The sequence below is a fragment of the Polaromonas sp. genome, assembly GCF_039932935.1.
In the GTDB taxonomy this organism is placed as follows: Bacteria; Pseudomonadota; Gammaproteobacteria; order Burkholderiales; family Burkholderiaceae_C; genus Polaromonas.
The window spans coordinates 263106-275256 of sequence record NZ_JBDTPB010000145.1; the positions used below are offsets into that span (position 1 = coordinate 263106).

The window sequence follows — 12151 nt, forward strand, 5'->3', positions numbered from 1 at the left end:
AGCTTTATGAAACATTGTTCATGGTGGGTCATTGCAGGGTTTTCGTTGCTGGTGCTGGCGGGGGCAGGGTGGGGCGCAGGTGAGTGGTACGCGAGGAATTTCATCTCCGACACGCGTGAGTGGATCAATGGGGCGCTCTTCCTCTTTTCTCCCCGCGCCGAGGCCCTTGTGCGCGTATGGCTTCTTTCACTGGCCGTCCTCGCAGCGGCCGCGTTTACCAGCGGAGTCGGCTTGCTGATCGGCCCGAGGACGCGCGCTTGCCTGCTGGCGGGGCTTGCGGCCCCGCTGGTGCTGTGCCTGGTGCTCGGCATGCCGACGATTGTGAGCGCGGCGCAGTCCATCAAGCGCATGCTTTGACCTGCTTTATCCGGACACCCTGAATGGCACACCCGCTGACCTATTCCGACGGATCACCGGTTCGTGATGGAGACAAGGTGCTCACCGAAGGCGGCACCCTGGCTGCAACAGTCCTGGAGGTGGCGCTAAAAGCCGGGCGTACGAAAGACCTTGGAGCGCAAGGGCGGGGTGTTGTCCTTGACGTACATCCTCGCGGGCTGGTTTTTCTGTCGGAGGCTTATTTGCAGGAAGACCCCCTGCAGTTCGTGGCACGAGGGCCGGACGCTTCAGTGCGGTTTGGGGCCTCAGCCGCCCTGGGTGCGGCGGCTGTCGTGTTCATCCCGGTGCTGATCTCCTTGTTCAGCGGAATCTTCTACGCGTTTTCTACGGGGGAGGTAATGGTCATCAGCCTCGGCCGAACAGAAGTCCGGATGGAATCTGTCCCCTGGGCTGCAGGGTGGGCAAGGTTCGCGGGCCCCGTGTTGCTCCTCAGCTCGCTGTGTGTGTATGTCGGCGCGCGCTCCTGGTCGTGGAGGTGGTGGGCAGCCGCCGCCGGCTGCGCCCTTGCGCTTGTGCTGGTGTCTTTTTCGCTCTGGTTTACCTCCTTGCGGGGCACTGCGTGGTTTGTGGCGCTCTCAGTGTTTGTCGGGGCGGCGTTTTACGCGGCCAAGAAATACAGGCAGCAGCGCGAAGAGTGACCCTCGTGCGTCAGCTGAATTTGTCGGTCAAATTGGCCTCCAGTCCAATAAACGCATGGGTAATTAGCTATCGATTTAATAGCTAATTATTGCCTGGGTTGACGAATCAATAACCATCGGGTTATGATTTAGACATGCAAGCAGCCGCAAACGAAGTTTCCAACGAGGTTTTCAAAGCTTTGTCCGACCCGACACGCCGGGCGATCTTTGAGCGCCTGGCTCGCGACGGGGCGCAAACCGTACGTGCCTTGACTGACCGCGCGGGTGTGTCGCAGCCGGCGGTGTCAAAGCACCTGCGCGTTCTCAAGCAAGCGGGGCTGGTAAACGACAGGCCCGAGGGGCGCGAGACGCATTACAGCGCTCAGCCGCTGGCGCTTTCGGCCCTGCGCGATTGGGTGAGCTTTTACGGCGCTTTCTGGAACGACCGCATCGACGATCTTGAATCACTTTTAAAAAGGATGGACCAATGACAAACACTTCTGCCAATACCGCAACCGAAATCGAAACGCGCTCTGTCGTTGTCGAACGCGAAATACCTTACGCACCCGAAAAAATCTGGCGCGCACTCACGCAGCCGCACCTGATTGAAGAGTGGCTCATGAAGAACGACTTCAAGCCCACCGTTGACCACCGCTTCAACCTGAGCGCAGACTGGGGCTCCGTAGAGTGCCAGGTGCTGGTGGTCGAGCCAAACACAACGCTGTCTTACACATGGGCAGCCTACGGCCTTGAGAGCACCGTCACCTGGACGCTGAGCCCCGCGGGCACAGGGACGCACCTGCGCATGGAGCAGTCAGGCTTCAAGCCAGACCAAGAACAGGCCTACCAAGGCGCCAAACACGGCTGGCAACAGTTCTTTGCCAAGCTGGAGGAAGTTTTGGTACAGGCGGACTGACGTCTGCCTGCGCCCTCAAAGCGAGGTCCCGATATGAACGCCATGGCAAAAAAGACGCCCGCAACACCCAAGACGCCCGGCACGACGGAGAAAGCCATCAAGCGGGCACTCCTGTCAGGCGAAAACCCGCAGATCGCGAAGGGCGAGGGCGACGCCTCCGTTCAGGCCTATATCGCAGCCATGCCGGGCTGGAAGCACGATGTCGGGCGACGCCTTGATGCGCTCATCGTGCGCACCGTGCCCGGCGTGCACAAGGCCGTCAAATGGAACTCGCCGTTCTACGGCGTCAATGGAGGAGGTGAGGGTCAGGGCCAGGGCTGGTTCCTCAGCTTCCATTGCTTCGCCAAATACGTCAAAGTGGCATTCTTTCGCGGCACTTCGCTGCGCCCCGTGCCGCCCGTTGAATCCAAGAGCCAGGACACGCGTTACCTGCACATTCGTGAGGATGAGCAGATCGACGAAGCCCAGTTCACCGCCTGGGTGAAGCAGGCCAGCGAATTACCCGGTGAGCGGATGTGAGCCGCAACAACACGAAGAAGGGACAACAACCGTGACCAAGACAACCGCGACCAAAACAGTCAAGGCCACCAAAGCCAAGACCGATTCAAAAGAAAGCGGCGTTCCTGCCTCTCAGCTGATCGATGAAAAAATCGCAAACCTGAATGACTGGCGCGGCGAGATGCTCGCCCGGCTTCGAGCGCTCATCAAGCAGGCGGTGCCGGAAGTGGTCGAAGAATGGAAGTGGAGCGTTCCGGTGTGGTCGCACGACGGCATCATCTGCACCGGCGAGACTTACAATAGCGCCGTGAAGATGACCTTCCCCAAGGGCGCGAAGGTGGAAGACCCTTCAGTCCTGTTCAACTCCAGCCTCGAAGGCAATGTCCGGCGTGCCATTGATTTTCATGAGGGGGACAAGGTTGATGAGAAGGCGTTGAAGGCGCTGGTGCATGCGGCTGCGGTGTTGAATAAGTCATAACTCTCGGCTAGACGCCCGATGTGATGGCCGGCTCCCGGTTCGCATCGTCTCGGTCGGCGAGCATGCGGCAAAATCGACGCATGCCCACCCTTCTCCCAAAGCAGGCGTTCATCCCCCGTTCCATCGCCAACGAGAACGAGCGCCGCCAGTTCGCTGAGAAACGCGACCGGCTGTTCGCACTCTGCACGGAGCCGGAACAGTATTGCCTGCTCGCCCTCGCCGACTGGTACGAGTCGCACTGGCACCGGCTGATCGCCCAACCCAACATCTTCGCAACCTGCGTGGGAGCCTCCTTCGAGCTGCGCTACCAGTGGATGCCTGGCCCCAAACCGCACCCACTGCTCGTCGCGTGGATTCAGACTATGGCGATGGTCGGGCGTGCCATCAACGCCGTGGAGAACCGCATTGGCGCCTGGTCGCAGTGGCGTTGCATCGCGTTCCTGCGCTCATCCGTGCAGCCGGGGAACGAAGATGTACTGGTGGGGGTCGTGGACTTCCTGCGCGTGTTGCCGCTTCAGGTAGGGGTGTCCTGGGCCAAGAGGTCACTCCAGGATCGCCTGGCGGCCTTGACGACGAGCTGCATGGCGAGCCCACGGGTCTCGGCGCGCCATCGCATGGATGCCGCCATGCGCTGCATTGATCGAAACTACGAACCCAAGAACTACGCACTGCCTGACGGCACCAATCATCTGCGCAAGCAATGCTGGCCACTGCTGCTGGAGTTGGCGCAGGAGGACATGCAGGCGGCCCTGCACATCGTCGACGAACAGAAGGCGCGCCAGGGCAAGGCGAGTGGCTTCAGCACGCTGGACTTGCACGAGGCACCGGAACTCGCCTACCAGCTGGCCCGGGCCCTGCGGCTGCACCGGTCTTCGTTCGCGGCGGTGCTGCTGCGCGAATCGATCCAGTATTCGTCGTTCCAGCGCTCCAAGCTCACGGGCGAGCCGGCGGCAGTGCTTGAGCGGGTGATGGACGCGTCTTGCCGACTGCTAGCGGATTGGATCGCGCCCGATGTGGGCATCCCCGACGACGAGGTGCTGCAATCCATCCACCAGTTGCTCTGGTACGGCAACCCCGCGGACGCCTACTGGGCCACCCTGCCCGCACGAGCGTTGGAACTGGTGCGCCGACTGCCCGAACGCGAACTCGATCGCCGCCTGCGCGTGGTCGCGCAAGTCGCGTTCTACGGGGAGACGACCGATCCCGCTGCGGCGAAAGAGGCGCACACACTCTTCGACGAATGGGTCACGCTGGAGTTGGATCGCGTGCAATTGATGGAACGCGACCGCGAACGGGACCGAGACGATCTGTTTTCCACTGTTGGCCATACTGTCTGGGAGATGAGCCGGTCGCTAGAGGTCCTGGAGGACAAGCAAGGCAGCATGCGCAACCGCCGCATTGCTGCAGCACCGGACCATCGGCTCGTACGCACTTTCGAGATGTGCCTGGAACCCTTCGTCCAGAGATTGCTTTCACAAGAACCTGCCGTGGCCCTGCATCAGCTAGGGCGCATCGCCGCTTACATTCACCACGAGGGCTTGTTCCGCAAGTACCACGCCCTGTTTCGGGAGCAGTTCACCCAGCGGGCACCTCTGTTCCCCGAGGATGCGGGGCGTGCCTTGAAAACTGTGATCAAGTCCTGCGGCTACAGCCAGTCCGACGATGAGATTTACCGCAAGACCGTCTGTAAGGAAACCTTCGAGGCCATGCTGCCCTTCCTGGAGTCGATCTCGCCCGAGGCCGCCGCGCACGCGCGCACAGGCGTTGGCTGGAGCCCGCGTGGCGACATCTGAGACCGGCGCTGTGGGCCGGCGCAGCAGCGCCTTCGCCTCTGGTACGCTCAGCCTTTGGGCTGGCGCCATGCGTTTGGCAATGCAGGTTCGACCCACCTGCAGCCGTGTGAATACTCACGATTTGCGCGCCAACCCCACAAAATGGCAAACGGCCCTGTTGATACGACGGAAATATTCGTCAATGAAAACAATAGCTTAGGCCCTATTTCGACATAGCTCTAGAACCCGCCGCCCGCAACTTATCCTTCTTGCTAGGCCGCTTCCCCTTGACCCCACCAGTGCCCGCCGGGTCCATCACATTCACCGGCACTGTCTCCACAGGCTCAAACCTCACCACCTGCTCACGCGGCACCTTGATACCCTGGCGCTTTTCAATCAGCTTGAAATGCGCCTCAGTGGCAGCACTCACAAAACTCACCGCCAACCCTGATTCCCCCGCGCGGCCGGTGCGGCCTATGCGGTGGGTGTAGTCAGTCGCTGAGCGGGGCAGGTCGTAGTTCACCACCACCGGCATTTGCGCGATGTCGATGCCGCGGGCGGCAACGTCGGTGGCCACCACGACTTGTACGGCCTTGATCTTGAAGTCTTGCAGCACTTGGGTGCGTTTGCCTTGGCTGAGTTCGCCGTGGAAGGGCTCTGCTTCAATCTCTACTTTGCGCAGCTTGTCGGCCACGATTTCGGCGGCGTGTTTGGTGGCGACGAAGACGAGGACGCGGTCCCACTTTTCGGTCTGCACCAGGTGGCGCAGCAGCTGGGTGCGGCGGGGTGCGTCGACTTCGATGGCGCGTTGGGTGATGTCGGGTATGGCTTGCTCTGCGGGCGCGACTTCCACGCGCAGCGGGTTGCGCAGCAGGCTGGACGCCAGCGCTTCAATGGCCGGTGGGAAGGTGGCTGAGAAGAAAAGCGTTTGGCGTTTGGCGGGCAGCAGGGCCAGGATGCGGTTCAGCTCTTCGCCAAAACCCAGGTCGAGCAGGCGGTCGGCTTCGTCCAGGACCAGCGTGCTGGTGTTGGTCAGCGTCAGGGCGTTGTGATCGATCAGGTCGAGCAGGCGGCCGGGCGTGGCGACCACGATGTCTGCGCCGCCGCGCAAATTCATCATCTGCGGGTTGATAGAGACACCGCCGAACACGATGGCAACTTTGAGAGGCTTGTGGGCCCCCACGCTTGTCACTGCGTGTACTGCGCTGCCCCCCGAGGGGGCCGAGCTTGCTTGGGGCGGCCCGGCGCTGCGCTGCGGCAGGTATTTGGCAAAACCCACGATGGCCTCACCGACCTGCGCAGCGAGTTCGCGCGTGGGCACAAGGATGAGCGCGCGCACGGGACGGTGCTGGCCGGCGGTGTCGGCGGGTGCATTGGCCAGCTGATGCAGCAGCGGCAGCGAGAAAGCCGCGGTCTTGCCTGAGCCCGTTTGGGCTGAGCCCAGCACATCACGCCCTTCCAAAATGGCCGGAATGGCGGCGGACTGGATGGGGGTGGGTGCGGTGTAGCCTTTTTCTTCGAGGGCGCGCAGTAGCAGCGGCAAAAGTGAGGGCGTAAAACCAAGAGAGCTAAAGGGCATGGGGAGGATCTAAGAAGAATCTGGAAGAGGAATCTGGAACGAGTAAGGGCACGCAATGTCGTGCGCGGCGTAGGGTGCGGTGCGCTGCCGCCCGAAGCCGCAAGTTTAAGCCTCGGGCTTCTTTTTACGCCGTGCTGCCGGTGGCAGTGCCGTAGGGGGCCGCTTCCATGTGATTTTCTGCAACGGCCACTTTACGCTTGCGCTATCAAAAATATAGCTGCTTGCGCTGGTCCTGAGCGGGCTGCAGGCACTTTTCTCTTAAGTTTTTCGGGCTGGCTGCTGCGCCGCCTCCAGAAACAGCAGTGCGCAGGCTGATGCACCCAGGGCGCATAGCACGCAGCCCAGCACCACCCAGCGAAACGCGGCAATCAGTACGTCGGGTGAGGCCGATTGCACCGGGCCGCCCAGGCTGGCCGCAAACACCACGCCCAGCACCGCTACGGCCAGCAGGCCGGCCACGCGGGCAACGGCGTTGTTGATGCCCGAGGCAACGCCGGAATGCGTGGACGGCACCGCGTTCATCACCGTGGTGGTCAGCGGCGCCACGGCAATCGTCATGCCCAGGCCCAGCACCACCATGGCGGGAAAGAACCCCGCCCAGTAAGACCAGCCCACGCCGGGCAGCGCCAGCAGGGCGAAGCCCGCGGCTGCCACGGCCGGGCCGGCGATCAGCATGCGCCGTGCGCCGAAGCGGCCCGTGAGCTTGGCCGTGGCGGGCGACAAAAACCCGAGCAGCAAAGACAGCGGGAGCAGCGTAGCCCCGGCGGCGGTGGCAGAGTATTTAAACGCGCCAATCAGCACAAAGGGCAAAAAGAACAGCGCGCCGCTGAGCGCGAAGTACAGCAGCAGCGTCAGCAAATTGGTGCCCACAAAGTCACGCGAGGCAAAAAGGCCCAACGGCATCATGGGTGCGCGCGTGCGCGCCTGGCTGTAGACAAAGGCCACCAGCAAGGCCACGCCCAGAACCGCCGGCCCCAGCACGCTGGCCGCCTGCCAGCCGCGCTCGGGCGCCAGCGTGAGGCCGTAGGTGAGGGCGCCCAGGCCGCCGGCCACCAGCAGCACGCCCAGCCAGTCAAGCTGCTGCGGTGCGTCGGGGTCACGGCTGTCGGGCACGGCAAACAGCGCCAGCCACACCGTGGCCGCGGCCATGGGCAGGTTCAAAAAGAAGATCGCCCGCCACGACACGGCATCGACCAGCCAGCCCCCGACCACCGGGCCGGCCGCACCGGTAATGGCCGCCCACGCGGCCCAGGTGCCTATGGCCTTGCCGCGCGCTTCGCCCTCAAACACATTGCCGATGATGGCCAGGCTGGCTGGCACGAGCAGCGCGGCGCCCACGCCCTGAACGGCGCGCGCGGCAATCAGCGCCAGCGGGCCTGGCGCAAAGCCGCAGGCCACTGACGCGGCAGTAAAGATCGCAATGCCGAGGATGAAGATTTTGCGGCGGCCAAACCTGTCGCCCAATGAGCCGCCCACCAGCACCAGTGAGCCGAGCATCAGCAAATACGCGTTGATCACCCACTGCATGTCGGCCAGGCCCGTCGGCGAATTGCCCGCCAGGTCGTGCTGGATGGCGGGCAGGGCAATGTTGACGACCGAACCGTCAATGAAGGCCATGGACGAGCCCAGCACCGTGGCGGCAAGGGCAAAGCCCTTGCGTTTTCCGTGGGCGCCGGCGGCGGCAGGCAGTTCGCCGCGCTGTGAATGAATGACCCCGTCATCGCAGGGTGCGTGTGAGCTGCCGGGCATGGCGTGTCCTTTTGGTGTTCTTGAGGGGCTTAGCGGCCCTGGGAAGTAGGCCTTGCCGGAGCTTAGCGGCTAAGCCCCAGGCGTGTCTGTTGCGGTTTGTAGATGAATTGACAATTTGTCTATATCTGGATAATATTTCCAGATGAGCAAGCCTAACTCCCGCCCCTCCACGCAGCCGTCATCCGCCGCGTTGTCTCCTTCAAGCGCCCGCTCCACCGCCAAAAAGCCCGTGAAACGTACGCCCGAGCAGGCCGGCCTGCTGGAGCAGCTGCAGTACGTTGCCCAGGGCCTGAGCGAAACTTTTGCGCCGTTTTGCGAAGTGGTGCTGCATGATTTGCTGGACCCCAAGCACTCCATCCTGGCCATTCATAACAACCTGTCGGGCCGGCGTGTGGGTGACCCAACCACCGAGCTGGGCCTGGCCCGCATTGCCGATCCGAGTTACCAGCAGGTGATCTCCAACTACGCCAACCAGTTTGCCGACGGCCGCCAGGCCAAGAGCACCTCGGTGGGCATTCGCGACTCCAGCGGCCGCTACATTGCGGCGCTGTGCATGAACGTGGACCTCACGCTGTTTCGCAGCCTGCAGAACGCGCTGGGGCAGTTCAGCTCCATCGACACCGGCGCGGCCGTGACCGAGTCGCTCGACCCGGCGGGGGCCGACGTCATTCGCGCGCGCATTGACCAGTTCGCGGCCCGGCTGGCCACCACGCCGCGCTCGCTCAAGGCCGATGAGCGCCGCGCGCTACTCAAGGAACTCAAAGACGCCGGCTGCATGGACATTCGCCGCGCCATGGAAATCACGGCGCTGCATCTGGGCGTGTCGCGCGCGGCGGTGTACAGCTATGCCAAATAGCACCACGCCCCCATCACGTCACGCCGGACCCAATCCAACCAAACAAGCACATGACTGAAAACCCCACTGAACACGCCACGCTGTTGCTGCTGAGCCGGGACGACGTCGCCGCGCTGTTGCAACCCGACGAGGTGCTGGCCGCCACACGAGAGGCTTTTGTGCTGCACAGCCAGGGCGAGGGCCGTGTGTTTTCCCTGGTGCGTGAAAGGCTGGCCACGGGCGGCGTCTTCGGCATCAAGTCAGGTGACGTAGGCGCGCAGGCGCTGCTGGGCTTCAAGGCGGCGGGTTTCTGGCCCGGCAACCCCGCGCGCGGCGCTGATGCGCACCAGGCCACCATCATGCTGCTCGACCCCGCTACCGGCCGGCCTGTCTGCGTGATCGACGGCAACGCCGTGACCACCGAGCGCACCGGCGCTGCCGGCGGCCTGGGCCTGCATTTGGCGCGGCCTGAGAGCCGCACGGCGTGCGTTTTTGGCACCGGCGTGCAGGCACAGGTCCAGCTGCGTTATGCGATTCGTTTGTTGCCCGGCCTGCGCCAAGTGTTTTACGCCACGGCCAACGGCCAGCCCAAACCAGCGTTTGAGGCCCTGTTTGCCGGTAGCCCGTGCGCCATCTCGCATGCGGCAGACGTGAATGCCGCCGTGGCGCAAAGCGATGTGGTGATTGCGGCCACCACCGGCAAGGGCCCGCTGTTTGACCTGGCTGCGGTTCAGCCCGGCACCCATGTCAATGCCGTGGGCACCGACACCAAAGGCAAGCGCGAGCTGACCGAAGGCCTGCTCGCCAAAGCGCGCGTGTTTGTGGACGATGCCGCGCAATCGCGCAGCATTGGCGAGCTGCAGTGGGCGCCCGACACCGCCTGCACCGAAATCGGCCATGTGCTGTCTGGCAAGGCGGCCTTTGCGCGCGGCGCCAGTGACATCACCGTGTTCGACATGACCGGCATCGCCTTGCAAGACCTGACCGTTGCCAGGCTGCTGGAGCAGCGCGCACGCCTTGCGGGCAAGGGCCAGAGCATTGCCTGGCCCTGGTGACACTTTTCCCTGACCCTTCATTCCTTCGTTCCTTCATCCCCCACACCACGCGGAGACCACCTTGCTAGCCACTCCATCGGCCGCTACCGGGCTCAGTTCCCTGGCCACCCTCGAAACCCCCGCCGCACTGATTGACCTGCCGCGCATGGCGCGCAACATCGCCCGCATGCAGGCGCGCATGAATGCGCTCGGCGTGCGCTTTCGCCCGCATGTCAAAACCAGCAAGTGCACCCCGGTAGCCCAGGCGCAGCGGGTTGCCGGCGCGCAAGGCATCACGGTGTCAACACTCAAGGAAGCCGCGCAGTTTTACGCCGATGGGTTTGGCGACATTCTTTATGCGGTTGGCATGGTGGCCACCAAGCTGCCGCAAGCGCTGGCTTTGCGCCGCCAGGGGTGCGACCTGAAAATCATCACCGACAGCGTGGCTTCGGCCGCAGCCATCGCCGCTTTTGGCCGTGAGCACGGCGAAGCTTTCGAGGTCTGGATCGAAATCGACAGCGACGGCCACCGTTCCGGCATCAAGCCCGGCGAAGCCGCCTTGCTGGAGGTGGCGCGCACGCTGCGTGAGGGCGGCATGAAACTGGGCGGCGTGATGACGCATGCGGGCTCCAGCTACGACCTGAACACGCCTGAAGCGCTGACGGCCATGGCCGAGCAGGAGCGCGCTGCCTGCGTGGAGGCTGCTGAGCGGGTGCGTGCGGTGGGTTTTCCGTGCCCCGTGGTCAGTGTGGGCTCTACGCCCACGGCGTTGTCGGCCACACAGCTTCAGGGTGTCACCGAAGTTCGCGCCGGCGTCTACGTTTTCTTTGATCTGGTGATGCACAACATCGGCGTGTGCGCCACCGACGACATCGCGCTCAGCGTGTTGACCACGGTGATTGGTCACCAGGCCGACAAAGGCTGGGCGATTGTGGATGCCGGCTGGATGGCCATGAGCCGTGACCGCGGCACACAAAAGCAGCGGCATGACTTCGGTTACGGTCAGGTGTGCAGCACCGACGGCAAGGTGTTGCCAGGCTATGTGATCAGCGGCGCCAACCAGGAGCACGGCATCCTCTCGCGAGAGGGCGCACCCGACACAGACATCGCCGCCCGCTTTCCCATTGGAATGCAGTTGCGCATTTTGCCCAACCACGCCTGCGCGACCGGTGCGCAGTACCCGCACTACCACGCGCTGGCCGAAAGCGGCGAGCTGGCAACCTGGAGCCGCTTGCACGGCTGGTGATTCGCGTTTTTATTTGCTATTAAAAAGGGGCTTAGGAAGTCTGCCTAGGGCGTGATCAATACCGACTAGAAATGGTCATACGGGCCAGTTTTGACGGCAATCCTCCACATCTGTGGATTTCCGTGCGAGATTGACCCGTCTTTCCACTCATCGGTTGATCCGGTGACCACCTCCGAATACGCCCAATCTTCGAGGCCTTGGCGACGCCTACGCGGGTCAGCGCTCGATAGAAAGACGGATCAAACAAGCGCGAAAATTCACACCAATACTGCTAGCCGGGGTGCTGAGGTCACGGATTCAGGTGCTTGTCTTCGGTACGATAACAAACTGATTTGCTTGCATTTCCAGCGAGCTTGCGTTTAACTCGCGACTCCATAGCGGGTCAACAAAGACAGTCAATCCACCTACCGTCTCAAGACTTGAATTTGAGAAATTTTGACGCTCATCGAGACCGACGTACCAACCTAAACAGTCACCTGCGAGGGATTCGCTCTTGCCGATCAGAACGACCGGATCTTTGAGCGCCACATCGGCGATCATTTTCTCCAAGTGAGCCATGGCAGCAGGAGTTATTGAAATTGGCATTCCAGCACCTTATCTCAGGTCAGCAAAATAATCCGGGCAATTGGATACTTTGTGGTTGATAACCCTCGTAATAACTGCTCCATCAGAGCATTGGTATGTGCATTGCAGTTTGTGTCGGCAATCCGGTGCATCCCCAAGGCGGAAACCCGAAATAAGCTTGCAAAATTTTGGCTTGCTATCGCCATCGTCACGGGGTTTCTCCCTTCCCATCCAATCAGGCCAAGTTATCCCGTCCCAATTTCACGTAGGCAAAAGCGGACTTGGTTTTAACAAATCTGGCAAAGGCGTATTTGGAATCGGCGTGACGGGCGGAGGCAGTGGCACCGGCCCCCACGGAGTGGGCGCCACCTGCAACCCCATCGGATCGGAATACGAAAGAGGATCCCCACCAACATAGCTAAAGATTGTTGCCCCCGACACGCGCACACCGTACACACAGGCATTTT

15 protein-coding genes are annotated in these 12151 nt (G+C 62.4%); 10 read left to right on the forward strand and 5 right to left on the reverse strand.

Translation table 11 applies throughout. From position 1 onward, the window contains the following. Positions 1 to 6 precede the first annotated feature (6 nt). The 7 genes from ABI546_RS23060 to ABI546_RS23090 all read left to right on the forward strand — a co-directional run bounded on the left by ABI546_RS23060 (position 7) and on the right by ABI546_RS23090 (position 4698). Positions 7 to 357 carry a hypothetical protein gene (locus ABI546_RS23060; RefSeq protein ID WP_348050631.1) on the forward strand — a complete coding sequence of 117 codons (351 nt, stop codon included), beginning with the start codon at positions 7 to 9 and terminating at the stop codon, positions 355 to 357. 23 nt (positions 358 to 380) lie between these two features. After that, on the forward strand, positions 381 to 1034 hold the full coding sequence (locus tag ABI546_RS23065; RefSeq protein WP_348050633.1) for a hypothetical protein: 654 nt from the start codon (positions 381 to 383) through the stop codon (positions 1032 to 1034). Between the two features lie 134 nt (positions 1035 to 1168). Next, complete coding sequence (locus tag ABI546_RS23070; RefSeq protein WP_348050635.1) at positions 1169 to 1504, forward strand: metalloregulator ArsR/SmtB family transcription factor; 336 nt, start codon at positions 1169 to 1171, stop codon at positions 1502 to 1504. Continuing rightward, complete coding sequence (locus ABI546_RS23075) at positions 1501 to 1929, forward strand: SRPBCC domain-containing protein (RefSeq protein WP_348050637.1); 429 nt, start codon at positions 1501 to 1503, stop codon at positions 1927 to 1929. The genes ABI546_RS23070 and ABI546_RS23075 overlap by 4 nt, the downstream gene beginning before the upstream one ends. 33 nt (positions 1930 to 1962) lie before the next feature. Next, a complete protein-coding gene (locus ABI546_RS23080; RefSeq protein ID WP_348050639.1) occupies positions 1963 to 2448 on the forward strand; it encodes a DUF1801 domain-containing protein in 486 nt (161 codons plus the stop codon). Between the two features lie 115 nt (positions 2449 to 2563). Further along, the gene (locus ABI546_RS23085) at positions 2564 to 2905 is read left to right on the forward strand and encodes a DUF1801 domain-containing protein (RefSeq protein ID WP_348050686.1); all 342 of its coding nucleotides are present in this window, start codon (positions 2564 to 2566) and stop codon (positions 2903 to 2905) included. An 80-nt stretch (positions 2906 to 2985) separates the two neighbouring features. Beyond that, positions 2986 to 4698: a hypothetical protein gene (locus tag ABI546_RS23090; RefSeq protein WP_348050641.1), complete on the forward strand. Its 1713-nt coding sequence runs from the start codon at positions 2986 to 2988 to the stop codon at positions 4696 to 4698. Between the two features lie 202 nt (positions 4699 to 4900). On the opposite strand, the gene ABI546_RS23095 is transcribed toward ABI546_RS23090, so the two are convergent. After that, positions 4901 to 6256: a DEAD/DEAH box helicase gene (locus tag ABI546_RS23095; protein ID WP_348050643.1), complete on the reverse strand. Its 1356-nt coding sequence runs from the start codon at positions 6254 to 6256 to the stop codon at positions 4901 to 4903. A gap of 258 nt (positions 6257 to 6514) precedes the next feature. Continuing rightward, positions 6515 to 8005, reverse strand: a complete 1491-nt coding sequence (locus ABI546_RS23100) for an MFS transporter (protein WP_348050645.1) — start codon at positions 8003 to 8005, stop codon at positions 6515 to 6517. A gap of 142 nt (positions 8006 to 8147) precedes the next feature. On the opposite strand from ABI546_RS23100, the gene ABI546_RS23105 reads away from it, so the two are divergent. The 3 genes from ABI546_RS23105 to ABI546_RS23115 all read left to right on the forward strand — a co-directional run bounded on the left by ABI546_RS23105 (position 8148) and on the right by ABI546_RS23115 (position 11120). Next, positions 8148 to 8861 carry a PAS domain-containing protein gene (locus tag ABI546_RS23105; RefSeq protein ID WP_348050647.1) on the forward strand — a complete coding sequence of 238 codons (714 nt, stop codon included), beginning with the start codon at positions 8148 to 8150 and terminating at the stop codon, positions 8859 to 8861. A 50-nt stretch (positions 8862 to 8911) separates the two neighbouring features. Further along, positions 8912 to 9895, forward strand: a complete 984-nt coding sequence (locus ABI546_RS23110; RefSeq protein ID WP_348050649.1) for an ornithine cyclodeaminase family protein — start codon at positions 8912 to 8914, stop codon at positions 9893 to 9895. Between the two features lie 61 nt (positions 9896 to 9956). Beyond that, entirely contained in the window at positions 9957 to 11120 is a 1164-nt protein-coding gene (locus ABI546_RS23115; protein ID WP_348050651.1) for a DSD1 family PLP-dependent enzyme, read from the forward strand. A 297-nt stretch (positions 11121 to 11417) separates the two neighbouring features. Here ABI546_RS23115 and ABI546_RS23120 read toward each other — a convergent pair whose 3' ends face one another. From ABI546_RS23120 to ABI546_RS23130, 3 genes are all read right to left on the reverse strand, one after another. Continuing rightward, a complete protein-coding gene (locus ABI546_RS23120; RefSeq protein WP_348050654.1) occupies positions 11418 to 11705 on the reverse strand; it encodes a hypothetical protein in 288 nt (95 codons plus the stop codon). 14 nt (positions 11706 to 11719) lie between these two features. Next, positions 11720 to 11896 (reverse strand): hypothetical protein, encoded by a 177-nt coding sequence (locus ABI546_RS23125; RefSeq protein WP_348050656.1) that lies wholly within the window; start codon positions 11894 to 11896, stop codon positions 11720 to 11722. 49 nt (positions 11897 to 11945) lie between these two features. Further along, positions 11946 to 12151 (reverse strand): hypothetical protein (locus tag ABI546_RS23130; RefSeq protein WP_348050658.1); only part of this gene is annotated, 206 nt, incomplete at its 5' end.

Bases quoted from the DNA above. Each gene is read 5' to 3' on its own strand.
- ABI546_RS23060 (WP_348050631.1), top strand. From the start codon at position 7: ATGAAACATTGTTCATGGTGGGTCATTGCAGGGTTTTCGTTGCTGGTG.
- ABI546_RS23065 (WP_348050633.1), top strand. From the start codon at position 381: ATGGCACACCCGCTGACCTATTCCGACGGATCACCGGTTCGTGATGGA.
- ABI546_RS23070 (WP_348050635.1), top strand. From the start codon at position 1,169: ATGCAAGCAGCCGCAAACGAAGTTTCCAACGAGGTTTTCAAAGCTTTG.
- ABI546_RS23075 (WP_348050637.1), top strand. From the start codon at position 1,501: ATGACAAACACTTCTGCCAATACCGCAACCGAAATCGAAACGCGCTCT.
- ABI546_RS23080 (WP_348050639.1), top strand. From the start codon at position 1,963: ATGAACGCCATGGCAAAAAAGACGCCCGCAACACCCAAGACGCCCGGC.
- ABI546_RS23090 (WP_348050641.1), top strand. From the start codon at position 2,986: ATGCCCACCCTTCTCCCAAAGCAGGCGTTCATCCCCCGTTCCATCGCC.
- ABI546_RS23095 (WP_348050643.1), bottom strand. From the start codon at position 6,256: ATGCCCTTTAGCTCTCTTGGTTTTACGCCCTCACTTTTGCCGCTGCTA.
- ABI546_RS23100 (WP_348050645.1), bottom strand. From the start codon at position 8,005: ATGCCCGGCAGCTCACACGCACCCTGCGATGACGGGGTCATTCATTCA.
- ABI546_RS23105 (WP_348050647.1), top strand. From the start codon at position 8,148: ATGAGCAAGCCTAACTCCCGCCCCTCCACGCAGCCGTCATCCGCCGCG.
- ABI546_RS23110 (WP_348050649.1), top strand. From the start codon at position 8,912: ATGACTGAAAACCCCACTGAACACGCCACGCTGTTGCTGCTGAGCCGG.
- ABI546_RS23120 (WP_348050654.1), bottom strand. From the start codon at position 11,705: ATGCCAATTTCAATAACTCCTGCTGCCATGGCTCACTTGGAGAAAATG.